This window comes from Acidimicrobiales bacterium, from assembly GCA_035533095.1.
Taxonomy (GTDB): Bacteria; Actinomycetota; Acidimicrobiia; order Acidimicrobiales; family Palsa-688; genus DATLUM01.
Map to the genome: position 1 here is coordinate 1 of DATLUM010000075.1, position 23,899 is coordinate 23,899.

The following is a 23,899-nucleotide window of genomic DNA, read 5'->3' on the forward strand; positions in this document are numbered from 1 at the left end:
AGTCGAGCAGGTGCGAAAGCAGGGCATAGTGATCCGGCGGTTGCGTGTGGAAGCGCCGTCGCTCAACGGATAAAAGGTACCCCGGGGATAACAGGCTCATCTTCCCCAAGAGTCCATATCGACGGGAAGGTTTGGCACCTCGATGTCGGCTCGTCGCATCCTGGGGCTGAAGTAGGTCCCAAGGGTTGGGCTGTTCGCCCATTAAAGCGGTACGCGAGCTGGGTTTAGAACGTCGTGAGACAGTTCGGTCCCTATCCGGTGCAGCCGTAGGAAACCTGAGGAAGGCTGTCCCTAGTACGAGAGGACCGGGACGGACGCAGCTCTCGTGTGCCAGTTGTCCTGCCAAGGGCACGGCTGGTTGGCGACCTGCGGAAGGGATAAGCGCTGAAAGCATCTAAGTGCGAAGCTCGTTCCAAGATTAGATTTCCCACTGGGTCAACCAGGTAAGGCCCGTGGTAGACGACCACGTTGATAGGCCGGAGGTGTAAGCACAGCAATGTGTTCAGCCGACCGGTACTAATCGGCCGAGGGCTTGGGAACATTTTTGTTCGTGCTCGCTATGGAACGCTCAAAGGACCGGGCCTATACGGCCCGCCATGAGCACGTTTTCCGGTGGCCATAGCGGCGGAGTCACACCCGTTCCCATCCCGAACACGGCAGTTAAGCCCGCCAGCGCCGATGGTACTTGGGGGGTTTCCCCCTGGGAGAGTAGGACGTCGCCGGAATAATCGTGAGAAGAAGCCCCGCATCGGTATCGGTGCGGGGCTTCTTCGCGTCCGGACCCCAGCCGCTCTAGCTCAACTCGGGGGTCATCGAGTGCGCCAGCCATCTCACCCACAGCCCGTGCGAGTGCATGTAGCCGAGGCAGTACGAGTCGACGTGCTCGCCATCGAAAACGGCCAGTCCCAGGACGCTCGGGATGTCGCCGCCGTCAGGAGGTGGTTCTGACGGTTGGAAGAGGTCGCTCACGCCCGGTGTGTCACAGCAGACCCACGCAACCGGACCGTCGTGGCCGGCCTCGTGCAGAACGCGCTCGAACGCCCGGCGGTCATCGGCCGCCAGATAGCTGAGCGACCAGGACGTCACCACGGCAACCGGACCCTGCCGCACGCTGTCGATGACGCGCGGCAGGTCGACGGCCATGTCGCCCTTCACCATGGGAGGCGGCCGCTCCGAAGCGAGCCGCATAGCAGCGGCTGCACGCTCGTGCCGCCCGGTTCCCGGCCAGATGCAGCGCTGAGAGAGGATGGTCGGCGCCGCCCAGCACCAGGAACTGGACGGCAGCCATGAGCATGTTGGGATCGTGGGAGTGGAGTGGTTGGCGCCGCAGGAATCCCAGCACCTGCGCCGAGCCTGATACCGCCTGTGCGAGCGCGGCATTCAGAGGGGAATACGAGCCGTAAATCTTGAGGGCATATTCACTCCAAACCCTCGCGAGTTCGTCCGGTTCGGGGGGCGCCGGGGCAGAGGTCATGTGGCCCCTTCCACGGTTGGCATGACCACCAAAATGAGGCAACTGCAAGGCCCCGTCAAGCTTGATCTGCGGTCAACGCAGCTCGCCCAGCCGGTATCCTCGAAACTCTTATGCCTGAAAGCGGTCGACCGCGACGCAGTACCGGCGGGCGCCCGACCGGCAAATCCTCCGGTGCACCTCGGGGGCGGCGTACCGGATCTCAGGGAGCACCCCACAGTGACGGGACCAGGGAGGGTCGTTCGCAGGGCGCCGGCTCCCGCAGCGCCGGCTCCCGCAGCGCCGGCTTGCCACGCACCCCTCGAGGAGGCCCGACCTCGTCGCAGGGACGCAGCGGCCAGAGCCGTGGTACCAACCCCTCCCGCGGCACCGGGCAGAGCCGCGACACCAACCCCTCCCGCGGCACCAGCCACGAACGCCGGGCGGGCGCGCCACGAGCGGGTGATTCCCAGCGCGGTGGCCCCCGGCGCACAGGCGAGTCCCGGTACGACGCCGGCCGATCGGGTGGTCGAACCAGGTCCGGCGACGAGGCGCCCCGCCCGCGCCGCCCGGCGAGGGACGGAGCCCCGAGCGACCGCCGGTCCGATTGGGATCGCGGCGACTCACCGAAGAGGACCGGGTCCCCGAGGGGCCGGCGTGAGGAAGACAGCGGCCGAAGAGAACCGGACCGACGAGAACCAGGCCGACGAGAGCAGGGATCGAGCAGCGGCGCCGGCGGATACGGCCAGCGTCGCGGAGCCGGTCGAGACTCCTGGAACGACAGCGGGGAGCGCGGCAGCGGCTCTGGCGGATACGGCCAGCATCGCGGAGCCGGTCGAGAGTCCTGGAACGACAGCGGCGACCGTCGCAGCGGCGCCGGCGCGCGGCGCGGAGCCCCGCGAGACACCGGTGACGACCGGAGGGACCGCCGGCCGGGCGCGGGCGACTCCCGCCGGCGAACCGGTCAGCCCGAACCCGCTCCGCGCTCCTGGGGCAGCGTGGCTCGCCGGGGTGCAAGAGAGCTGGGGGAGAGCGCTGGAGGCCCCAGCGCGTCCGAGGTTTGGCGTCAGGCCGTGGCCCGGGCCGAGGGAAGGGACGGAGGGGGAGACCGCCCGGTATCGACGGGACGCCAAGCAGAACCCTGGGAGCCGGAAGAGGTATGGATCTCCGAGCCCGTCGAGGAGACGCCGCACCATCAGCAGGCGCTGCGAGCGGAGCCGGGACGCCAGCGGGACCTCGCTACCGGACGCGAGGGCGTCGCTGCCCCGGGCGGCCGCCGGCGGACCGTTCCACGCCAGGTGGTCGACGAGCTCTCGTCGTCAGCGGGCCCCCTTCGCGGTGCGAAGCTCGCAACTCGCATCGCGGACGCGTCGTACGCGTTCGAGCGCGAGCGCTACCAGGAGGCTCGGCGGATCCTTAGAGCGCTCATCGAAGAGGCGCCGAACTCGCCGGCGGCGCGCGAGCTGAATGGGCTCGTCCTGTACCGAACAGGGCAGTGGTCCGCTGCGGCGAAGGAGTTCGAGCGGTACAGGGAACTGTCGGGTTCCTACGACCAGCACCCCGTCCTGGCGGACTGTTACCGCGCGATGCGGAGGTACGACGACGCGGAGGCGCTGTGGCAGGACCTCCGCGAGGCCTCACCGAGTGGCGACCTGGTGGCAGAGGGCCGGATCGTCGCCGCGGGTTGCCGCGCGGATCAGGGCGACCTCGGCGGAGGCATCGCGCTGCTGGAGAAGGCACTGCGGCGTGTGAACCACCCGCAGGAGCGCCACCTGAGGCAGTGGTACGCCCTCGCCGACCTCTACGAGCGCGCAGGCGACCTGCCGCGTGCAAGAGATCTCTTCAACAGGGTGGCATCCGCGGATCCGGAGTCGTTCGACGTAAGGGCCCGCGTGCGGGCTCTGCGCTGAGCAAGCAGCCGCCACGGCGCCGCCGGCCGGCACACCCGGATCCCGTCACACCCCACCCGTAAGATTCTCCTCGGCCCTTGTGGCTCCTATCGCGGGCGCATCGACGCCGGCCCCGACACGCGGGCCCTAACCGAGGGTCCGCTCCGAGCCGCTCGGCCCGAGCGGTCTGGAGGGTGACGATGCTGAATCTGGTGGTACTCGAAGGAGTGCTGGCGCGTCCGGCTCAAGACGTGGAGTTGCCGTCCGGCAGCCGGCTGATCTCGCTGGAGGTGACGGTCCGCCGGGACGAGGGCCCGGCTGAGCCCGTCCCGGTCGCCTGGTTCGACGCCCCCGCGTGGGCGACGTCTCTCGACGCCGGTATTCCGGTCGTCGTGGTGGGACGGGTCCGCCGGCGTTTCTTCAGGTCAGGGGGCGCGACCCAGAGCCGAACGGAGGTGGTCGCCGCCCGGGTGGTGCGCTCGACCGCCGCTGCGAAGGTCCGGGCGGCGCTGGAGGAGGCGTCCGCGGCCCTGTCGGTGGCCGGCAGGGCGATCAACCAGGTGAAGGCGGGATAGCGGCCGCCGGGTGCTGGGCGCCCCGGGCCGCCGCCACCTCTTCCAAGAGCGCGGCGACACCGTCCTCGCCGTTGTGCGGGAGCACCCGGTGCGCCACGGCGAGGACCTCCGGGATCGCATTGGCAGGTGCCATGGCGACGCCTGCCCAGGCGAGAAAGGAAAGGTCGTTGTGGTTGTCGCCGACCGCGACCACCTCGCTCAGGTGGACGTCGAGACGTTCGCACAGCCTCTCGAGCGCGTATGCCTTCGACACCCCGGGCGCACCGATGTCAACCCAGTCGAGCCCGGAGGTCGTGACGTGCCCGATCTCACCGACGCGCTCCTCGAGCAATCGGATCAAGCCCAGGGCGTCGGTGTCCGGCGCACGGGCGATGAGTTTGATGCACCCTGCCGTGACGGCCGAGCGAATGTCGGCGGTCTCCTCCATTTTCTCGTCCCAGTCGACCGGCGATGCGAAGAACCCCGGCTCGTAGGAGAAGCATTCGAGGTCGTCGCACGCGAGGACTATCCCCGGTATGCGTCCACGAATCAGGTCCACGAGGCCCATCGCGATCTCACCGGCCAGCGGCTCTACCTCGACGACAGCTCGACGGTCGATGTCCACCAGGGCAGCGCCGTTGGCGCAGATCCCGAAAGGTCCGAGACCCGCCTGCTCGGCCAGATCCCACAGGGCCTGTGGAGGCCGTCCCGTGACGGGGACAACCACGACGCCGGCCTCTCGCGCCGCCCTCACCGCTTCGCGAGCCCTTGGAGTGACCCCGCCCGATGGGCTCAGCAGGGTCCCGTCGAGGTCGGTCGCTACCAGCCGCACCGACGACAGATGGGGCAGCGGCTCCAACTCTGCTCCCACGAGAACCAGCGTACCTGCGAGGCGCGTAGGCTCGGTGTCCATGGACGTGCAGAAGCTCCTGGGTGACGAAGCCGAAAGCCTGCTCAGCTACGAGTGCAAGGGCATACAGCGGGAGGACCTGGTCCTGCCCGGGCCGGATGCCATCGACAACGTGATGAGCTGGTCGGACCGGCCAATACCGGTTCTGCGCAATCTCTCGTCGGTGTACAACCACGGTCGACTCTCCGGGACCGGCTACATCTCGATCCTCCCCGTCGACCAGGGGATCGAACACTCCGGCGCGGCGTCGTTTGCCCGCAACCCCGCCTACTTCGATCCCAAGAACCTCGTGGAGCTCGCTATCGAAGGCGGGTGCAACGCGTTCGCGACCACCCTGGGCGTCCTCGGCATCGTCGGCCGGCGCTACGCCCACAAGATCCCTTTTATCGCCAAGCTCAACCACAACGAGCTGCTGACCTACCCCAGCCAGTACGACCAGATCATGTTCGGCTCTCCAAGGGAGGCGTACGACCTCGGCGCGGTGGGGGTGGGGGCCACCGTCTACTACGGCTCAGAGCACGCCACGCGGCAGATCCAGGAGGTTTCGGAAGCGTTCCAGGAGGCGCACGAGCTAGGGATGTTCACAGTGCTCTGGTGCTACCTGCGCAACAGCGCGTTCAAAAAGGACGGCGTCGACTACTCGCTGGCTGCGGACCTCACCGGCCAGGCCAATCACCTGGGCGTCACGATCGAGGCGGACATCATCAAGCAGAAGCAGGCGGAGAACAACGGCGGCTACAACGCCATCGGGTTCGGCCGCACCGACCCGCTCGTCTACGACCAGTTGACGACGGACAACCCGATCGACCTCACCCGCTGGCAGGTCGTGAACTGCTACATGGGCCGTGTTCCGCTGATCAACAGCGGCGGCGAGTCGAAGGGCGACACCGACCTCGCCCAGGCGGTGCGCACGGCCGTCATCAACAAGAGGGCCGGGGGAGCCGGGCTCATCTCCGGTCGCAAGGCCTTCCAGCGCCCCACTCCCGACGGGGTAGCGCTGTTGCACTCCATCCAGGACGTCTACCTCGACTCCTCGATCACCGTCGCCTGACCCCGGCCGGGCTCCCGAACGCGGCCCAACCCGTTTCCCTACCCAGGGGTAACCTGAGTTCAACCGGAAGTAGGCCGTAGACTCCTTCTTGGTTTTTCACATCTCGGAGAAGGAACTCGAATGGCAGATACCGCTGCGCGTGAACGCCCGGTTGTCGACCTCGACCGGGCGGTCATCCGCTTCGCCGGGGACAGCGGCGACGGCATGCAGCTCACGGGCGACAGGTTCACCGCCTCGTCGGCAATTTTCGGCAACGACCTGTCCACGCTGCCGGACTTCCCCGCGGAGATCAGGGCCCCCGCCGGCACGCTCGCGGGTGTATCCGCGTTCCAGGTCCACATCTCCGACCACGACATCCTCACGCCGGGTGACCACCCGAGTGTTCTGGTGGCGATGAACCCGGCGGCGCTCAAGACGAATCTCGCCGACGTGACCGCCACCGGCACGATCATCGTCAACAGCGACGAGTTCAACGACCGCAACCTCGCCAAAGCGGGGTACGCCGACAATCCGCTCAGGGACGGCAGCCTGGACTCGTACACGGTGTACGAGGTTCCGATGACCGACCTGACCAAGAAGGCTGCGGAACCTTCGGGCGCCAAGCCACGCGACGCCGAGCGGTCGAAGAACTTCTTCGCGCTCGGCCTGATCAGCTGGTTGTACTCGCGACCGGTGGACTCGACGCTCCAGTGGATCCAGGACCGTTTCGGCAAGACGCCGATGGTGGCCGAGGCCAACACCCTCGCGTTCAAAGCGGGCTGGAACTTTGGTGAGACCGCGGAGCTGTTTCCCAACACCTATGAGGTCAAGCCGGCGACCCTGGATCCGGGCACCTACACGAACATCTCCGGCAACACTGCGCTGGCCTGGGGACTCATAGCAGCCGGTCAGCTGGCGAAACTGCCCCTGTTCCTTGGCAGCTACCCGATCACGCCCGCCTCGGATGTCCTTCACGAGCTGTCCAAGCACAAGAACTTCGGGATCCGGACCTTCCAGGCCGAAGACGAGATCGCTGGTGTCGGTGCAGCTCTGGGTGCTTCGTACGCGGGGTCGCTCGGTATCACCACGACGAGCGGTCCGGGCGTCGACTTGAAGGCCGAGACCATCGGGCTGGCTGTGAACCTGGAGCTGCCGCTCCTGGTGATCGACATCCAGCGAGGCGGCCCTTCCACCGGGTTGCCCACCAAGACAGAGCAGGCCGACCTGCTGCAGGCGATGTTCGGGCGTCACGGCGAAGCGCCGGTCCCCATCGTTGCCCCGGCTACGCCCGGCGAGTGCTTCCACATGGCTATCGAGGCCGCCCGCATAGCGATCAAGTACCGCACTCCCGTCTTCCTTCTCTCCGACGGGTACCTCGCCAACGGAGCCGAACCATGGCGCCTACCCGACGTCGATGCGTTGCCGGACATCAGCTCCACGTTCGCCACGCAGCCGAACCATGTAGCGGAGGACGGCACGGAGGAGTTCTGGCCCTACCTGCGCGACGCAGAGACGCTCGCTCGGCCGTGGGCGATCCCGGGAACTCCCGGACTGGTCCATCGCATCGGAGGCCTCGAGAAGGCTGACGGGTCTGGGGCCGTCTCCTACGATCCGTCCAACCATGAGCTCATGACGAAGCTGCGCGCGGCGAAGGTGGCGGGTATCGCCTCAGATATCGCGCCGGCCGAGGTCGACGACCCCGACGGCGCTGCGGAGGTGCTGGTCGTCGGTTGGGGCTCCACCTACGGGGCCATCCAGGCTGGCATCAGACGGGTACGTGCGCAGGGCCGGGGGGTCGCCCACCTGCACATCCGCCACCTGAACCCGTTCCCAGCGAATCTTGGCGAGATTCTCCGCTCGTACCCGAAGATCCTCGTACCCGAGATGAACCTCGGCCAGCTGGTGAAGCTACTGCGAGCCGACTTCCTCGTGGACGCTCGGGGCGTGAACAAGATGATGGGCAAGCCATTCAGGGCCGAAGAGATCGAGAAGGCTGTGCTCGACCTCATCCTCGACCGCAGCTAGAGGTCGGGTAAAGGTCAAGCACAGGTATAGGAGCGATTGACAGAGATGACAGACGTAGCGGTGCCGGTGACGACGAAGAAGGACTGGACCAGTGACCAGGAGGTGCGCTGGTGCCCAGGCTGCGGTGATTACTCGATCCTGACCGCGGTGCAGATGTTGATGCCGGAGCTCGGCGTGAAGCGCGAGGACACGGTTTTCGTGTCGGGGATCGGGTGCAGCTCCCGGTTCCCCTATTACATGAACACGTACGGGATCCACTCGATCCACGGCCGCGCACCTGCGATCGCCACCGGGGTCGCGGTCAGCCGCCCCGATCTCCACGTCTGGGTGATCACCGGCGACGGAGACGCCCTGTCGATCGGAGGCAATCACCTCCTGCACGCCCTGCGGCGCAACGTCAACCTGACGATCATCTTGTTCAACAACCAGATCTACGGCCTGACGAAGGGGCAGTACTCGCCGACGTCGGAGACGGGAAAGGTGACCAAGTCGACGCCTTTCGGGTCGCTCGACCACCCGTACAACCCGATCTCCCTCGCGCTGGGGGCCGAGGCGTCGTTCGTTGCCCGCACGCACGACATGGACCGCAAGCACATGATGGAAACCTTCCGTCGCGCGTACGAGCACCAAGGGGCCTCTCTGGTCGAGGTGTACCAGAACTGCAACGTCTTCAACGACGGTGCCTTCGAGCAGATCACCTCCAAGGACGCGAGGCCGAAGATGCTGATCCCGCTCCAACACGGCGAGCCTGTGCGGTTCGGCCCCGAGGGTGAGCACGGTGTCGTGATGGAGGACGGCGTCGCAAAGATCGTCGAGGTGGCCGAGGTCGGAGTGGACCGGCTCCTGGTTCACGACGAGAGGCGGGAGGACCCGAGCCTGGCGTTCGCTTTGTCGAGGCTGTCCAGCGGACCGACGATGCCCACCCCGATCGGCGTGTTCCGCGCCTTCGATCGGCCTCATTACGGCGCTCTTGTCGGCCAGCAGTTGGTCGCAGCCGCGGAGAGCAAGGGACCCGGTGACCTCACCAAGCTGCTTGCGTCGGGGTCGACCTGGACCGTGGGCTGACCTGACTGAGTATCCCGGAAAAGACCTCGCCTCTCCGGGAAGCCCCGGATGCCCGCACGTGACCAACTAGTGGTCGAGGCGAAGCTATGGTCGTCCGATGGCACCGACTCGATCGACCGGGGCCCGGCGGCTGGGGTCAGGACCACTAGTCATCGACGACGCGGCTGGGTCCGGCGGAACCGCTAGGGCGCTCGCCGATGACGTCGCTGATGGTCTGGGGAGTCGTCCGCGCCGGATACCTCCGCGCTGGTTGTACGACGAGCGGGGTTCCCACCTCTTCGAGGAGATCACGCGCATACCCGAGTACTACCCGACAGCGGCCGAACGGGAGATCCTCCTCGCGTACTCCGCTGACATCGCTGAGCGCTGCGGTGCCGAAGCCCTCGTCGAGTTGGGTCCGGGCGCGTCGGACAAGACAATCGCGCTGATCGATGCGCTGGCCGAAGCGGGAACGCTGCGCTCCTATACCGGTGTGGACGTAGCGGGAGAGGCTCTGCGCGACTCGCTGGGATCGCTTTGCGAGCGGTTTCCCGACCTCGAGGTAACCGGCGTGGTCGGCGACTTCACTTGCGATCTCGACCGGGTGCCGACCGGTGACAACCGGCTCATCGTGTTCCTCGGCGGCACCGTCGGGAATCTCGGGCCTGCGGAACGTGCATCGTTTCTGTCAATGGTGGCGAAGAAGCTCTCTCCCGGCGAAGGTCTCTTGCTGGGCGTCGACCTCGTCAAGGACCCGGCAAGACTGCTCGCCGCGTACGACGACGCGGATGGGATCACGGCCGAGTTCGAGAAGAACGTGCTGGCGGTGGTCAACCGTTCTCTGGACGCAGACTTCGACCTCGACCGTTTCGAATACCAGGCGCGGTGGGACAGCGAGCTGCTCGAAGTGCGAATGTCTTTGCGATCTGTGGGTGCCCAGACCGTTTCGTTGGGCGCATTGGATATGCGCCTCGACTTGGACGACGGCGAGGAGATCCACACCGAGAGCAGCTACAAGTTCACCCGTGACGGGATCGCAGCGGAGCTCGAGCAGGCCGGTTTCGTGACGATGGGTTTGTGGACAGATCCCTGCGCGGACTTCGCCGTGGTCTTGGCGCAACGCGCTTCATCCACCGAACCCCTTGTCGGGATGCCGCAGCACGGCGGGGCAACGAAGCAGGCCGGAACGGTCGCGCCGCCCAGCCCTGACATCCACTCCTACCACGCCGTGCGCACGGCAACCGAGGCTCTTGCAGCGCCGCTGTCGCCCGAAGACCAGACAGTTCAGACCATGCCCGACGTGAGCCCGACCAAATGGCACCGCGCCCACGTCACCTGGTTCTTCGAGCAGTTCGTTCTCATGCCTCACCGTGACGGCTACCGTCCCGTGGACGAGAGGTACCTGTACCTCTGGAACTCGTACTACGAGGGAGCCGGGCCGCGGCACCCCCGCCCGGACAGAGGGCATATAAGTCGCCCGGGGGTCGGAGAAGTGACCGCTTATCGCGACACCGTCGACGAGGCGATGCACGACCTGCTCTGCAGGGAACCTTCGCCCGCCGTACTCCGCCTGATCGAGCTCGGGCTGCACCACGAGCAGCAGCATCAGGAGTTGTTGCTGATGGATATCAAGCACGTCCTCGGCACGAACCCGCTCAAGCCGGCCTACCGCCTCACGCGCCCACCGGCGGCGGCTCCTGCCGGTTCGCTCAGCTGGACTCGGCACGAAGGTGGCGTCGAAGAGATCGGCGTGAATTCCGGTGAGCACTTCGCTTTCGACAACGAGAGCCCGCGCCATCGCGTCTATCTCGATCCGTTCGAGATCGCGGATCGCCTCGTCACCGTCGGCGAATGGCTGGAGTTCGTCGACGACGGCGGGTACCAGCGACCCGAGCTGTGGCTGTCCGACGGCTGGGCTTGGCTGTCGAGCTCGCCCGGGGCGCCCAGGCAGGCACCTCTGTACTGGTGGTGCGAGGATGGCGTTTGGTGGGCTTACACCCTCTACGGGCCCGCGCCGATCGACCCGGCGCTGCCGGTGGTGCACGTCAGCTATTACGAAGCCGACGCGTTCGCCCGCTGGGCGGGAGCTCGCCTGCCGACCGAGGAGGAGTGGGAAGCCGTCGCGTCGCGCCAGGCGGAACCGTCCGCGCCGGCGATCGCCCTGCATCCGGACACCGCCGTCGAGAGCGGCATCACCCAGCTGTACGGCTCGGCGTGGCAGTGGACTTCGAGCGCCTACCTGCCCTATCCCGGATTCGAGCCGGCCGCGGGGGCCGTAGGGGAGTACAACGGGAAGTTCATGGTCGGCCAGCACGTGCTCAGAGGCGGTGCCGCCATCACGCCGCCAGGTCACACCCGGGTCACCTATCGCAACTTCTTCCCGCCGGCCGCTCAGTGGCCGATGACGGGAGTCCGCTTGGCGCGAAACTCCGATTAGCCCCCAACTCCATTAGCCCGTGCGTGGAAGGGCCGCCGCCGCGGGAGGACGGCGGCGGCCCTTGTACCCGGGCGGGATGAGGAGGTACCCACCCGAATCCACCTGCGCGCTCGACATCGTGGACGAGCGACCCAATCTCTAGCTGAGAGATTACTGAGGATCAGCGAAGAAAGACGGTCGGGTCCCCGCGGCTCACCCCAGCAGTTCCCTGATGACCATGCCGGTGCGCGGCTTGGGCCAGAAGAACGTGGTTTTCGGAGGCATGCGCACCCCGCCTGCTGCGATCGAGGCGATCTGCTCGACGGATGCGGGCCGCAGCAGGACCGCCGCGTCCACCTGACCGGCCGCGACGGCTGCAGCACAGTTGTCCCAGCCGTGCTGGAAGGCCAGGTGGTGCCCGGGGATGCCTGCAAGCGCCACGTCGAGACGGCTGCTGTCGAGGTTGTGGGTGGCCGCGCTCGTCACGGATTCACGGGGCCTTGCCAGCCACGCCCCTGCGGGAGTGAGAACCGCCAGTGCGCCGGCGTCGTCCATCCGCATGAGGATCGTCCTGTCGACCGGAGCGGTCGGTGTCACGTCGAACCACTCTTCGAGAGCGGAGGGAAGGTCGCACCCGTCCGGCAGGTCGCTGATCAACCGGTGAATGGCCTGGACCGTCAGCTGGTCTGGTGACAGCTCCACGACGAGCGCCAGCACGGAGCCGTCGGACTCGCTCGCCATGCCGGTCGCCGCCCTTTCACGCTGGTAGTTGAGCGCCGTCTCGAATCTGTGGTGTCCGTCCGCGATGAGAATCGGCTGCGATTCGACCGCGGACCGTATGGCATCCACCCGGTCGGCGTCGGTTATCGGCCACAGCTCGTGTAGAACCCGGTCAGGGTCTGCTGCGTGGTCCGCGGGATGCTCCGGCGGTTCCATCAGCTTGCTGAGCCCGGTCGACGGGCTGAGCCCCCAGATGGGGGAGAGGTTCGCGCGAGTGGCGCGCAGCAGCTCGAGGCGGTCCGTCTTGGCCTTGGGCGTGGTCTCCTCGTGAGGGAGTATCCCGGCGCCCGGTGGTTCCAGCCCGAGCGCACCCATGACCCCGACCGTCTGGCGTCGTTCGCCTGAGGGGTCGACGAAGGTCATGCGGTACCCGTAGAAGGCCGGGAGCTGGTCGCGGTGCAGCACCCCGCCGTCCCTCCACGCGTCCAGGAGCCGCGCTGCCGTCTCGTAACGATCAGGGATCGCGCCTGGGGACCCCGATGCCTGGTCCTCCAGGTGCTCGGGCTCGTCTTGTGGGAGCTCGAGGCGCACGACGTTGGTCGGGCTCCGGCCCATCAACGCGTTCCTCTCGGACTCCGATATCACGTCGTAGGGCGGGCAGACCACGTCGTCGAGCGATCGAACGTGTGATCGCGAGTAGCGCAGTCCTGTGAAGGGCTCGAATCGGGGCACGGGCAACTGCGTAGCAGACTGTCGGGATGCTCTGGGTTCTCGACCTCGACGGAGTGGTATGGCTCGCCGGTTCCGCGATCGAGGGTTCAGCCGGCGCAGTCGAACGATTGCGCGCTGCTGGCGAGAGCGTCGCCTTTGTGACCAACAACTCCACTCCCAACCTCGCCCGCTACGTCCGCATGCTGGCCGGTGTGGGATTGGAGGTGGACGAACAAGAGCTGGTGACCTCTGCGCAAGCCGCCGCGTCGATGCTCGTCGAAGGGTCGACGGCAGTCTGCGTCGGGGGCGATGGCCTCGCAGAGGCGCTCGTGCAGCGCAAGGTGAACCTGGTGGATGCCGGATCCCGGCCCGACTCGGTCGTCGTCGGTCGGACTGTGGCACTCGACTTCGTGGAGCTCGCGGCGGCAGCGCGAGCCATCCGGGAAGGGTCCCGGTTCATCGCCACGAACACGGATGCGACCTTCCCGACCCCGCATGGCCTGGAGCCAGGAGCAGGTGCGCTCGTCGCCTACCTGGAGGTGGCGTCAGGCGTCAAAGCCGAACCCGCTGGCAAGCCGGCGGCGCCGATGGCCGACCTGCTGCTCGCGCGTTTCGGCCCGCCGGGCATCGTCGTCGGCGATCGCCCCGACACCGACGGGCGCTTCGCGCAGCGCCTCGGCGTGGACTTCGCTCTGGTCCTCACTGGCGTCACCAGCAAGGCCGATCTCCCTGTCGAACCGGAGCCTGCGCTCGTGGCCGAGGACCTCGCCGGGGTCGTGGCAGAGAAGCTGTGACCTCCAAGGTACGATACGGCATGGCACCAGATGAACGGTTCAAGAAGTACCAGGAGGCCGGGGCCGACTTCCTGGAGACGGCTAGGGTCCGCGCGGAAGAGTTTCTGCGGGAGTTGTCCAAGGCGGGTGAGAGCACGCAACGGCAGGGGCGCGACGCGCTGGACGATCTGCGGGACGGAAGTCGCAAGGGGACCGAGCAACTGATCGCGTCGATACGCAACGAGATCCGCTCGCAACTGTCGCTCCTCGGCCTCGCCACCAAGGAGGACCTGGCCGCCCTGGAACGCCGACTGGGAGGCAGCGCCGGCGCATCTAGGACGGCGTCCGCCAAGAAGACCACATCGAAGAGCGCCGCGGCGAGGAAGGCGGCGCCGCGCAAGGCGGCGACGAAGTCGTCGGGGTCGAGCGCGTCGGGGGCCACCAAGCGGGCCTCCGCCACCAAGTCTCCGGCCAAGAAGGCCTCTGCGTCCAAGAAGGCCACGGGGCGCGCCTGACAACACGGCGCCGGCTGGACGCGGAACTGGTCAGGCGCCGGCTCGCCCTCAGCCGCGCCCAGGCCGCCGAGGTCATCACCGCGGGATCGGTTCTCGTCGGCGGCTCGGTCGCGGAGAAGCCTTCGCGGCTGGTCGCCGCCGACGAAGCGATCGAGCTGGTCGGTCCGCCACCGAGGTTCGTCGGCCGGGGCGGCGAGAAGCTCGATGCCGCGCTGGAGCGGTTCGGCCTCGACGTCGCAGGTCTTCGGGCGCTCGACGCTGGCGCGTCGACGGGCGGGTTCACCGACTGCCTCTTGCAGCGGGGGGCGACCTCGGTGGTCGCGGTGGACGTCGGGCGCGGCCAGCTGCACGAGAGGCTCCGCGCCGACGCTCGGGTCGAGGTCCTCGAGCGGACCCACATCGGTGACCTCGCTCCCGATCGTTTTGGAGAGCAGCGGTTCGGACTCGTCGTGGCGGACCTGTCGTTCATCTCGCTCACCCGTGTAGCACGCGCCCTGGTTGATCTCACCGGTGACGGCGGCCATCTGGTCCTTCTCGTCAAGCCGCAGTTCGAAGCCGGCAGGCGCGAGGCGGCACGGGGGCGCGGTGTCATCCGCGACCCGGCGGTTTGGCGCCGGGTCCTCGAGGAGGTCATAACCGCGTTCCACGGGGCGGGAGCGGCCATGATGGGAGTGATGCCATCGCCCTTGCGCGGCGCCGACGGCAACGTCGAATTCCTCGTCTCGCTCATCCGCAGAGCGGGGTCCATCCCTGGTTTGGTCCCCGATGATCAGGCCGCCATCGACACTGCGGTAGCCGCGGCGATCGGCGAAGGCGTCCGCTGATGGCGAACATTGGTTTCGTCGCGCACGCCCAGAGGGAAGGGGCGCTGGCGCTCGCCAACGAGACCGTCGAGTGGCTCCGAGCCCAGGGCCACACCGCGTCCGTCATAGGTGGTGTGGGCGACGCGGGGCCCGGTCCGGTGGCTCCCGCCGACGCAGCAGACACAGGGGGCTCAGCGGCAGGTTTGGATCTGGCCGTGAGCCTCGGAGGCGACGGCACGATGTTGCGGACCGTGGACCTCGTCAGCCAGCAAGGGGTGCCGGTGCTCGGGGTGAACCTCGGCCATCTCGGCTACCTCACCGCTGTCGAGCCCGACGAGCTGCGGGACTCATTGAAGCGATTCCTCGCGGGCGATTACCAGGTCGAGGCGAGGATGACCCTCGACGTCTCGGTGAGCGACGGCGAAGCCAGTGCCCTTTCGGTTCTTCACCGCAGCGCCCTCAACGACCTCGTGCTGCAGCGAGCAGCGGGGGGCCACACAGTCAACGCCGAGGTGGCGGTCAACGGCTCGCCGTTTCTCACCTTCGCGGCCGACTCGATCATCCTCGCGACGCCCACCGGCTCCACGGCGTACAACCTGTCGGCTCGCGGGCCCATCGTGTCGCCCAGGGCGCGTGTGCAGATCCTGACACCGGTGGCACCGCACATGCTCTTCGACAGGTCCCTGATCCTCGACGAGGAGGACGAGGTGTCCGTCAAGCTGCGAGGGGACCACCCTGCCGACCTGGTTGTGGACGGGTGGAAGGCCGCAACGTTGCGCCCCGGTCAGACCCTGCACTCGCGCCGGGGCGACCGCGACGCCCTGCTCGTCCGCTTCGCGGAGCGCGACTTCCACGACATCCTCAAGCGCAAGTTCAACCTCGGCGGCCCCAACCTGAGCTCCTGACATGCTTGTCGAGCTTCGAGTGTCGAACCTGGGGGTCATCGAGGACCTGACGCTTCATCTCGGTCCGGGCATGACCACCCTCACCGGCGAGACAGGTGCCGGCAAGACCCTCATCGTCGACGCGATAGGCCTTCTGCTCGGAGCAGCCGCCGATCCGGTGATGGTCAGGCCGGGGGCGGCCGAGGCCGTCGTCGAAGGCCGCTTCCTCTCCGACGACGGCGAAGAAAGGATCCTCACCCGGGTCGTGCCGGCATCGGGGCGTTCCCGCGCATACGTCGACTCCCGGATGGCGGGCGCAGCACAGCTCGCGGAGATCGGCGCGGCTCTGGTCGACATGCACGGCCAGCACGGGCACCAGTCCTTGTTACGGCCCGCGGTGCAAAGGGCGATGCTCGACACCTTCGCCGGAATCGGCACGGCCGAGGTCGACGCCCTTCGCGCCGAGCTGCGCAGGATCGCCCAGGCTCAGGCGGACATCGGCGGCGATTCCCGCAACCGGGCCCGGGAGACCGATCTTCTCCGCTTCCAACTGGCAGAACTCGACGGTGCCGGGATCGAGTCGCCCGGCGAGGACGACGCCCTTCGTTGCGAGGAGGAGAGGCTCGCCGATGCGACCTCCCTGCGGGACGCGGCGACCAGGGCTCATGAGCTGCTCGGCGGCGACGACAGCCTCTCGGACCGCGTCGGCGAGCTAGTGGCATTGCTCTCCGGGAAGCAGCCGCTGGCGGGGCTGCGGGATCGCCTGGTCGCTATCGGGGACGAGATAGCAGACATTGCCCGCGACGCCCGCTCGGCCGCGGAAGGCTTCGAGGACGACCCGCAGCGCCTCGGAGAGGTCGGAGCCCGCCGGCAGGTGCTGACCGAGCTTCGTCGCAAATACGGCGACACCCTGGCCGACGTGATCGCGTACCGGGAGGAGGCGCGCTCCCGGCTCGAGCTGCTCGAATCGTACGACTCCAGGGCGGCGGCCCTGGAGGAGGACCACAAGAGGCTGTGCGCCGAGTTGGCAGACGCGGAACTGCGACTCTTCGAGTCCAGGCGCGCCGCTGCGCCGGCGCTCGGCTCATCGGTGGAGCAGAGGCTCCGCTCGCTTGCCATGCCGCATGCGACCTTCGAGGTGGAGGTCGACAGCGTCCCACCGGGTGACGCCGTCACGTGGAAGCTCGGCGCCAACCCGGGTGAGGCCGTCCTGCCCCTGGCGAAGGTGGCCTCGGGAGGTGAGCTCGCGCGGGCGATGCTCGCCGCAAGGTTGGTGACGGGGCCGGCGTTCCCGTCGAGGGTCGACGGCGGCGATGACCCCTCGCCCGAGGGTCCTTCGACGCTGGTGTTCGACGAGGTCGACGCAGGTATAGGCGGCGAGGCGGCGGCCGCAGTCGGACGGGCGCTGTCCGATCTGGGTCACGACTACCAGGTTCTGGTGGTCACCCATCTCCCCCAGGTGGCCGCGTTCGCGGATGCTCACCTCGTCGTCCAGAAGAGGTCGGAGGGCGGCCGAACAGTCGCCGCGGTCGCCGCCGCCCAGGGAGAGGAACGCGTGATCGAGATGTCACGGATGCTTTCGGGCAGCCCGGACAGCGAGACGGCGCGACGCCACGCGGAGGAGCTCCTGGTGCAGGCCGGCGAGACCCCGGAGAGAGTCCAACAGTGACGTCCTTCGCCTGAGATACGATGGCGTGGCCGACCGGTGGGTCCACCGCGAGCCACGAACATCGACTCGAGTGGAGGAGCATTTTGGCGAAGCACATCTTCGTCACGGGCGGCGTGGCGAGCTCCCTGGGCAAGGGACTCACGGCCTCGTCGTTGGGGCGGTTGCTCAAGAGCCGGGGCCTTCGGGTCACCATGCAGAAGCTGGACCCGTACATCAACGTGGACCCGGGAACCATGAATCCCTTCGAGCACGGCGAGGTGTTCGTCACCGACGACGGCGGCGAGACCGATCTCGATCTCGGGCACTACGAGCGCTTCATCGACGAGAACCTGCACCGCGACTCGAACGCGACGACAGGATCGATCTACCAATCGGTCATCGCCAAGGAACGGCGGGGGGACTTCCTCGGCAAGACCGTCCAGGTGATCCCCCACATCACGGACGAGATCAAGGACCGCATCAAGCGGCTCGCCACCGAACCGGTGGACGTGGTGATCACCGAGATCGGCGGCACCGTCGGAGACATCGAGATCCTTCCGTTCCTCGAGGCGATACGGCAGTTCCGCAAGGACGTCGGGCGGGACAACGTCTGCTACGTGCATGTCACCCTCGTGCCGTACCTCGGGCCTTCCGGCGAGCAGAAGACCAAGCCGACCCAGCACTCCGTGACCGAGCTTCGCAGCCGCGGCATCCAACCGGACGTGATCATCTGCCGGAGTGACCGCAGCATCTCCGCTGGGCTCAAGCGCAAGATCTCGCTGCTGTGCGACGTTCCGGTCGAGGCGGTCGTCTCCTGCATGGACGCCCCGAACCTCTACGAGATACCTCTCGCCCTCCATGACGAGGGGCTCGACGACTACGTGTGCCGCCTTCTCGGGATCGGCCAGGAACCCGGCCAGGAGCTCGACCTGAGCGAGTGGGAGGCCCTGGTGGACCGCGTCGAAGCGGCGACCAGGCCAGTGCGGATCGGGCTGATCGGCAAGTACGTAAACCTCGCCGACGCCTACCTGTCCGTGGTGGAAGCATTGCGCCACGGCGGTTACGCCCACGGCGCCCGCATAGACCTGCAGTGGATCCAGGCGGAGGAGGTCGAGGGCCTGCTCACCGCCGGGAGGCTCAAGGATCTCGACGGGATCGTCATACCCGGCGGTTTCGGAGAACGCGGCGTCGAAGGCAAGATCGCAGCGGCGACCTACGCCCGCGAGAACGCGATCCCGTGCCTCGGCCTGTGTCTCGGCCTGCAGGTCATGGTGATCGAGTACGCCCGCAACGTCGCCGGTCTGCCGAACGCGAATTCCCGTGAATTCGACGCCACCTCGCCCTATCTCGTGATCGACTTGATGGACGAGCAGTGGGAAGTGGTCGAGATGGGCGGGACGATGCGCCTCGGCCTGTGGCCGGCGAAGCTGCTGCCCGGCTCGGTGGTAGCCAGCGCCTACGGTTCGGAACTGGTCTACGAGCGGCACCGTCACCGATTCGAGGTGAGCCCCCGGTACCGTGCGAGGCTCGAAGCGGCCGGGCTGGTGTGCTCCGGCATGTCCCCCGACGACAGGCTGGTCGAGTTCATCGAGCTGCCAGGGCACCCGTTCTGGGTCGGAACGCAGGCACACCCTGAGTTCAAGAGCCGTCCCGACAACCCGCACCCGCTGTTCTCGAGCCTCGTCGCAGCGGCGCTCGACCGGGCGGACGGGCGCTCGCCGCGGCTGATAGGCATGGAGGGACTTGCCGCCGTTCCGTAAGGTCGGGGAGAGCGAGATCTTCGCCGGAGCCTTGATCAAGGTGGCCACCGCTACCTTCGAAGGGCCGTCCGGGCGCTTCGAGCGCGACATCGTGCACCACCCCGGAGCGGTAGTCGTGGTCCCGCTCACCGACACGGGCTCGGTGATCATGGTCAGGCAGTTCCGCTCGGCGATCGGAACGGATCTTCTGGAGATCCCCGCCGGCAAACGGGATGTCACCGGGGAGCCACCTGAGGAGACAGCCCGCCGGGAGCTGGCCGAGGAGGTGGGGCGCGGGGCCTCCAACCTGGAGCTGCTGGCCCGCTTCTACAACTCGCCCGGGTTCACCGACGAGCTGAGCTGGCTCTACCTCGCCACGGGGCTGTCGGACGTGCCCCACGACCGCCAGGGGCACGAGGAGCAGCTGATGTCCGTGGAGGAGGTGCCCTTGCGGGATACCGAGGCGATGATCGCCGATGGGCGGATCGTCGACGCCAAGTCCATCATCGGGCTGACGCTCACGGCTCTGCGGTCGGCGCGAGGAGGGACCCCCCGCCCGACCTGAGGAGGCAGACGGGCACTAGAATCGGGTGGATGGCAGCTGAAGCGACCACCGAAGAACTACGCGAGGCCCTCGTGGAGGAGCGCGACTCGCTGCGGCGCCAGCTCGCCGAGCTAGGTCACGGTACGAAAGGGTTGGATTACGACCCGAACTTCGCCGACTCGAGCCAGGTGACCGCCGAGCGGGGGGAGAACGAAGCGCTGGTCACGAAGCTCGTCGAGGCTCTCAACGAGGTCGAGCACGCTCTCGGCAAGTTCGACGACGGCAGCTACGGGGTCTGCGAGGCGTGCGGCAAGGAGATCGCCCTGGCGCGCCTCGAGGCCCGCCCAGAGGCGCGCCTGTGCATCGACTGCGCGGCGAAGGCCGCCAGCCGGCGCTGAGCGGTTTCAAGAGGTTCGCGCGAACCTCCTTCGGCACCCCCGGACACCTAGCCGGCCGGTTCTTCGCGTCCCTGCGGCCCGGCGGACCCGAGCCGGCGGGCGAAGCCTGGGCGCGCAACTGGCTGACGCAGGCGGAGACGGAGATCTGGGCGGGCATGAGCGGACCCGACCGCCGCCATGCTGTCGAGGTGGCCCGGCGCGTGGCGACGGCCTCGGGCAACGGCGACGGTGCCGGCGTTGCGCGAAACCTGCTGGCCGCAGCCCTCCTGCACGACGCAGGCAAGCAGCGCTCCGCCTTGGGCGTGTTCGGTCGCACCGCCACGACCGTCGCCGCGATCCTGGTGGGAAGGGACAGGATCGCCTCTTGGGCCAAGGGTCGCTCTGGATGGCCGGCGAGGGCAGGACGGTACGTGACCCACGACGAGCTGGGCGAGGAAATGCTCAGGAAGGCGGGAAGCGATCCCCTCGTCTTCGGATGGGCTTCGGACCATCACCGCCCGGTCGCGTCCTGGACGGTCGACCCCGGCTTCGGACAGATCCTGAAAGCGGCCGACGACGACCAGTAGACGCCTGGGCGGCGTCTTTTACCCGGGAGCTACCAGACCTATGGCATCGAAGGCACGCGCCAGCGTCTTGCGTGCCACGTCGTCGGCCTTGGCCGCTCCCTCGCGCAGCACTTCGGTCACGGCCGCCGGATCGGACGCCCAGCGGCGGTACGCGTCCTGGATCGGGGCGAGCAACCCGGTCACGGCGCCGGCTACGTCGGCTTTGAGGTCGCCGTAGCGCGTGTAGTCCGACGCCACATCGGACGGTGAACGTCCCTGGATCGTGGCGAGCAACTCGAGCAGGTTGGACACACCCGGTTTGGCGGCGGGGTCGTAGCGGACAGCGCCCGGCCCGTCGTCGGCGTCGGTCACGGCTCTTTTGACCTTGCGCTCGACGGCCTTCGGGTCGTCGAACAGCGCGATCGTCCCCTGGGGGCTTCCCTCCGACTTGGACATCTTCCTCGTCGGATCCTGGAGGTCCATGATCCGCGCTCCGCGGCCGGTGGGCGGCACGGATGCCTCTGGGACGACGAATGTCTCGCCGTAGCGGGCGTTCCAACGCTGAGCGAGATCCCTGGTCAGCTCGAGATGCTGGCGCTGGTCGTCGCCGACGGGGACCCTGTTGGCGTCGTAGAGGAGGATGTCCGCCGCCATCAGCACGGGATAGGTGAACAGCCCGGCTCGCGCCGATTCCTCCCCGCTGCGCACCGACTTGTCCTTGAACTGGGTCATCCGCCGGAGCTCCCCGACGCTCGCCGTGCATTCGAGCAGCCAGGCGAGCTGGGTGTGGGCGGGAACGTGGCTCTGCACGAACAGCGTGCACGCCTCGGGGTCGAGGCCCGCAGCGAGAAGCAGCGTTGCCATCGTCGTGGTCGCCCGACGGATCTCCGCCGGCTCACCGGGCACCGTCAGGGCATGCAGATCGACCACGCAGTAGAAGGACTCGCCTTGGCGCTGGTCCTCGACCCACCACCGCACCGCGCCGAGCAGATTCCCGAGATGGGGCTCGCCGGTCGGTTGGATACCTGAGAACACACGTGCCATCACGCCATGGTATGCCCGGTCGGCGGACCCGCCCCCGGTATTGTTGCACCCGTGCCCTACACGGTGAGCACGCCCGTCTTCGAGGGCCCATTCGACCTCCTGCTCCACCTGATCACGCGCGAGCAGGTGGACCTGTGGGAGGTGTCCATCTCCGACATCGTCGACGGGTACGTGTCGACACTCGAACAGTTGCGTGCCGGCTTGGATCTCGAGACGGCGACCGAGTTCCTCCTCATCGCCGCAGTTCTGCTCGAACTGAAGGCCCGGCGCCTGCTACCGGGACGTGACGATGTCGAGCTGGAGGATGAGCTCGCGCTCTGGGAGGAACGCGACCTGCTGATCGCCCGCCTTCTCGAGTGCAAGACCTTCAAGGACGCCGCCGCCTCGATGAACCGGCTAATGGATCACGCGAGCCTCTCCTGGCCGCGCACCGCCGGACTCGACGAGCGGTATGTCGACCTTGCGCCGGACCTGCTCGCCGGTGTCACGGCGGAGAGGTTGAAGGAGGCGATGGACCAGCTTCTCGCGCCGCGCGCGCAGGCGAGAGTGATCCTCGATCACGTGGCGCCGGTGCGGGCGAGCGTGCGCGACGCTGTCGAGGAGCTGCTGGACGAGCTCCCTCGTTGCGGCAGGATCACCTTCGCCCGGCTCACGGGCGGCCTCGTCGAGAGGTTGGAGGTCATCGTCCGGTTCCTCGCAGTGCTCGAGATGTACAAGCAGGGCCTCGTCGACCTCGATCAGGCCACGTCGTTCGCGGAGCTCACGGTTTGCTGGATCGGGGAAGGCGAATCCGACCCCGTGGTCGTTGACCTGGTCGAGGAATACCAGGGCTGAACTGGACATGGCATCCGAATCAAAGCGGGCGATCGAGGCAATTGTCATGGTCGCCGACGAGCCGGTGGAGCCGCACCTGCTCGCACAGCTCCTCGAGGTGTCCCCAGCACGGATCGAGGAGATCTGCGACGAGATCGCATCCGAGTACGAGGCGGAGGACCGCGGCTTTCAGCTGGTCCGTGTGGCCGGCGGCTACCGGTTCCAGAGCCACCCCGACCTCTCCCCGTACGTCGAGCGCTTCGTGCTCGAGGGCCAGAGCGCGCGCCTGTCGGCAGCCGCTTTGGAGACCCTGGCGATCGTCGCTTACAAGCAGCCGGTCTCTCGGGCACAGATCGGCGCGATACGAGGGGTCAACGCCGACGGCGTCATCCGGACACTGCTCAGCCGCGGCTACATCGCCGAAGTCGGCAGGGACCCGGGTCCGGGTCAGGCGGTGCTTTACGGGACGACGACCCTCTTCCTGGAGAGGCTCGGGCTCGACCGCGTCGATGAGCTCCCCGCTCTGGCCCAGTTCGTCCCCGGAGCCGAGATCATGGAGGCCCTGGAGAGCAGCCTGCGTGCGGACCGAGCGGCGGCCATTGAAGCGGCCGGAGAGGCCATGACGGGCGGAGAAGAATCTGATGGGCAGGAAGGACCCGGGCTCGAGGCCGGCGACTGACGCGCCGGGGGAGCGGGTCCAGAAAGTCCTCGCGCAGGCCGGTGTGGGCAGCAGACGCACCTGCGAGCAGCTGGTCGCCTCGGGGCGGGTCCAGGTCAACGGCGAGCCGGCTGTGCTCGGTCGCCGTGTCGATCCTGAAATTGACCGGATCCAGGTGGACGGTGTGGCGATCGGGGTTCGCCCGGGGCTCGTCTACTACCTGCTCAACAAGCCTGCAGGCGTGGTCAGCACCGTCTCGGATCCGGAGGGTCGGCCGACCGTCACGGAGCTGGTGCCGCCCAGCCCGCCGGTGCACCCGGTAGGCCGCCTCGACGCTGCGAGCGAAGGCCTGCTGATCCTGACCAACGACGGGGATCTCACCTACCGGCTCACTCACCCGAGCTTCGGGGTGGAAAAGGAGTACCTCGTGTCGGTCGCCGGAACCCTGACCGCGGGCGCTCTGCGGACCCTGCGTGAAGGGGTTCAGCTCGACGACGGTCCTACCGCGCCCGCGAGGGTGTCGCAGCCCGAGCCGTCGTTGCTCCGGATCACGATCCACGAGGGGCGCAAACGGCAGGTTCGCAGGATGTGCGAAGCGGTCGGGCATCCGGTCACGAGGCTGGTCCGCACCCGGATCGGGCCGCTTCGGGATCCCAGGTTGCGGCCCGGGGAATGGCGGGAGCTCACGACCGCAGATGTTCGAGAGCTCGAGAGATCCGCCAGTCCGCCCCCGATCCGCCGAGCGAAGCCCGGGCGCCGCGCCGTTTAGGCTTGTCCCTCGTGCCG

General features: G+C 67.7%; 22 protein-coding genes and 2 rRNA genes. 20 read left to right on the forward strand and 4 right to left on the reverse strand.

Going from position 1 to position 23,899, the window contains the following annotated elements; genetic code table 11:
- Both VNF71_09680 and rrf read left to right on the forward strand, forming a co-directional pair.
- Positions 1–540 (forward strand): 23S ribosomal RNA (locus VNF71_09680); the annotation flags it as partial.
- 68 nt (positions 541–608) lie between these two features.
- Positions 609–725 (forward strand): 5S ribosomal RNA (gene rrf, locus VNF71_09685).
- A 67-nt stretch (positions 726–792) separates the two neighbouring features.
- Here rrf and VNF71_09690 read toward each other — a convergent pair.
- Positions 793–1,158, reverse strand: coding sequence for a DUF2332 family protein (locus VNF71_09690; GenBank protein ID HVA74820.1), 366 nt, complete (start codon positions 1,156–1,158; stop codon positions 793–795).
- A 1,365-nt stretch (positions 1,159–2,523) separates the two neighbouring features.
- On the opposite strand from VNF71_09690, the gene VNF71_09695 reads away from it, so the two are divergent.
- A complete protein-coding gene (locus tag VNF71_09695; GenBank protein ID HVA74821.1) occupies positions 2,524–3,360 on the forward strand; it encodes a tetratricopeptide repeat protein in 837 nt (278 codons plus the stop codon).
- A 179-nt stretch (positions 3,361–3,539) separates the two neighbouring features.
- Complete coding sequence (locus VNF71_09700) at positions 3,540–3,914, forward strand: hypothetical protein (protein ID HVA74822.1); 375 nt, start codon at positions 3,540–3,542, stop codon at positions 3,912–3,914.
- Here VNF71_09700 and VNF71_09705 read toward each other — a convergent pair.
- Positions 3,892–4,764, reverse strand: a complete 873-nt coding sequence (locus tag VNF71_09705; GenBank protein ID HVA74823.1) for an HAD family hydrolase — start codon at positions 4,762–4,764, stop codon at positions 3,892–3,894. The two genes, VNF71_09700 and VNF71_09705, sit on opposite strands and share 23 nt — an antisense overlap.
- Before the next feature lie 40 nt (positions 4,765–4,804).
- Here VNF71_09705 and VNF71_09710 point away from each other — a divergent pair, with 40 nt between their 5' ends.
- The 4 genes from VNF71_09710 to egtB all read left to right on the forward strand — a co-directional run bounded on the left by VNF71_09710 (position 4,805) and on the right by egtB (position 11,339).
- Positions 4,805–5,854 carry a class I fructose-bisphosphate aldolase gene (locus VNF71_09710; protein ID HVA74824.1) on the forward strand — a complete coding sequence of 350 codons (1,050 nt, stop codon included), beginning with the start codon at positions 4,805–4,807 and terminating at the stop codon, positions 5,852–5,854.
- Positions 5,855–5,974: 120 nt separating this feature from the next.
- Positions 5,975–7,858, forward strand: coding sequence for a 2-oxoacid:acceptor oxidoreductase subunit alpha (locus tag VNF71_09715; GenBank protein HVA74825.1), 1,884 nt, complete (start codon positions 5,975–5,977; stop codon positions 7,856–7,858).
- A 45-nt stretch (positions 7,859–7,903) separates the two neighbouring features.
- Positions 7,904–8,923: a 2-oxoacid:ferredoxin oxidoreductase subunit beta gene (locus VNF71_09720; protein HVA74826.1), complete on the forward strand. Its 1,020-nt coding sequence runs from the start codon at positions 7,904–7,906 to the stop codon at positions 8,921–8,923.
- Between the two features lie 97 nt (positions 8,924–9,020).
- Positions 9,021–11,339, forward strand: coding sequence for an ergothioneine biosynthesis protein EgtB (gene egtB, locus VNF71_09725; protein ID HVA74827.1), 2,319 nt, complete (start codon positions 9,021–9,023; stop codon positions 11,337–11,339).
- 192 nt (positions 11,340–11,531) lie between these two features.
- On the opposite strand, the gene VNF71_09730 is transcribed toward egtB, so the two are convergent.
- Positions 11,532–12,770, reverse strand: a complete 1,239-nt coding sequence (locus VNF71_09730; protein HVA74828.1) for a DUF1015 domain-containing protein — start codon at positions 12,768–12,770, stop codon at positions 11,532–11,534.
- A gap of 26 nt (positions 12,771–12,796) precedes the next feature.
- Here VNF71_09730 and VNF71_09735 point away from each other — a divergent pair, with 26 nt between their 5' ends.
- Genes VNF71_09735 through VNF71_09775 form a run of 9 tightly spaced genes read left to right on the forward strand, consistent with a single transcriptional unit; the run spans position 12,797 to position 20,619 of the window.
- Positions 12,797–13,543 carry an HAD-IIA family hydrolase gene (locus VNF71_09735; protein HVA74829.1) on the forward strand — a complete coding sequence of 249 codons (747 nt, stop codon included), beginning with the start codon at positions 12,797–12,799 and terminating at the stop codon, positions 13,541–13,543.
- A gap of 20 nt (positions 13,544–13,563) precedes the next feature.
- Positions 13,564–14,037, forward strand: a complete 474-nt coding sequence (locus tag VNF71_09740; protein HVA74830.1) for a hypothetical protein — start codon at positions 13,564–13,566, stop codon at positions 14,035–14,037.
- Positions 14,038–14,051: 14 nt separating this feature from the next.
- Complete coding sequence (locus tag VNF71_09745; protein HVA74831.1) at positions 14,052–14,861, forward strand: TlyA family RNA methyltransferase; 810 nt, start codon at positions 14,052–14,054, stop codon at positions 14,859–14,861.
- A complete protein-coding gene (locus VNF71_09750; protein HVA74832.1) occupies positions 14,861–15,745 on the forward strand; it encodes an NAD(+)/NADH kinase in 885 nt (294 codons plus the stop codon). The genes VNF71_09745 and VNF71_09750 overlap by 1 nt, the downstream gene beginning before the upstream one ends.
- A gap of 1 nt (position 15,746) precedes the next feature.
- Positions 15,747–17,393 carry a DNA repair protein RecN gene (gene recN, locus VNF71_09755; GenBank protein HVA74833.1) on the forward strand — a complete coding sequence of 549 codons (1,647 nt, stop codon included), beginning with the start codon at positions 15,747–15,749 and terminating at the stop codon, positions 17,391–17,393.
- Between the two features lie 20 nt (positions 17,394–17,413).
- Positions 17,414–19,132, forward strand: coding sequence for a CTP synthase (locus VNF71_09760; protein ID HVA74834.1), 1,719 nt, complete (start codon positions 17,414–17,416; stop codon positions 19,130–19,132).
- Positions 19,116–19,676: an NUDIX hydrolase gene (locus tag VNF71_09765; protein HVA74835.1), complete on the forward strand. Its 561-nt coding sequence runs from the start codon at positions 19,116–19,118 to the stop codon at positions 19,674–19,676. The genes VNF71_09760 and VNF71_09765 overlap by 17 nt, the downstream gene beginning before the upstream one ends.
- A 29-nt stretch (positions 19,677–19,705) precedes the next feature.
- Complete coding sequence (locus tag VNF71_09770) at positions 19,706–20,053, forward strand: TraR/DksA C4-type zinc finger protein (GenBank protein HVA74836.1); 348 nt, start codon at positions 19,706–19,708, stop codon at positions 20,051–20,053.
- Entirely contained in the window at positions 20,014–20,619 is a 606-nt protein-coding gene (locus tag VNF71_09775) for a hypothetical protein (GenBank protein HVA74837.1), read from the forward strand. The genes VNF71_09770 and VNF71_09775 overlap by 40 nt, the downstream gene beginning before the upstream one ends.
- Before the next feature lie 18 nt (positions 20,620–20,637).
- On the opposite strand, the gene trpS is transcribed toward VNF71_09775, so the two are convergent.
- A complete protein-coding gene (gene trpS, locus VNF71_09780) occupies positions 20,638–21,642 on the reverse strand; it encodes a tryptophan--tRNA ligase (GenBank protein ID HVA74838.1) in 1,005 nt (334 codons plus the stop codon).
- Positions 21,643–21,693: 51 nt separating this feature from the next.
- Between trpS and VNF71_09785 the strand changes: the two genes are divergently transcribed.
- The 3 genes from VNF71_09785 to VNF71_09795 are packed head-to-tail and all read left to right on the forward strand — an operon-like array spanning position 21,694 to position 23,882.
- The gene (locus VNF71_09785; GenBank protein HVA74839.1) at positions 21,694–22,476 is read left to right on the forward strand and encodes a ScpA family protein; all 783 of its coding nucleotides are present in this window, start codon (positions 21,694–21,696) and stop codon (positions 22,474–22,476) included.
- 7 nt (positions 22,477–22,483) lie between these two features.
- A complete protein-coding gene (gene scpB, locus VNF71_09790; protein HVA74840.1) occupies positions 22,484–23,134 on the forward strand; it encodes an SMC-Scp complex subunit ScpB in 651 nt (216 codons plus the stop codon).
- Positions 23,097–23,882: a pseudouridine synthase gene (locus tag VNF71_09795; protein HVA74841.1), complete on the forward strand. Its 786-nt coding sequence runs from the start codon at positions 23,097–23,099 to the stop codon at positions 23,880–23,882. Before scpB ends, VNF71_09795 begins: the two co-directional genes overlap by 38 nt.
- Positions 23,883–23,899 lie beyond the last annotated feature (17 nt).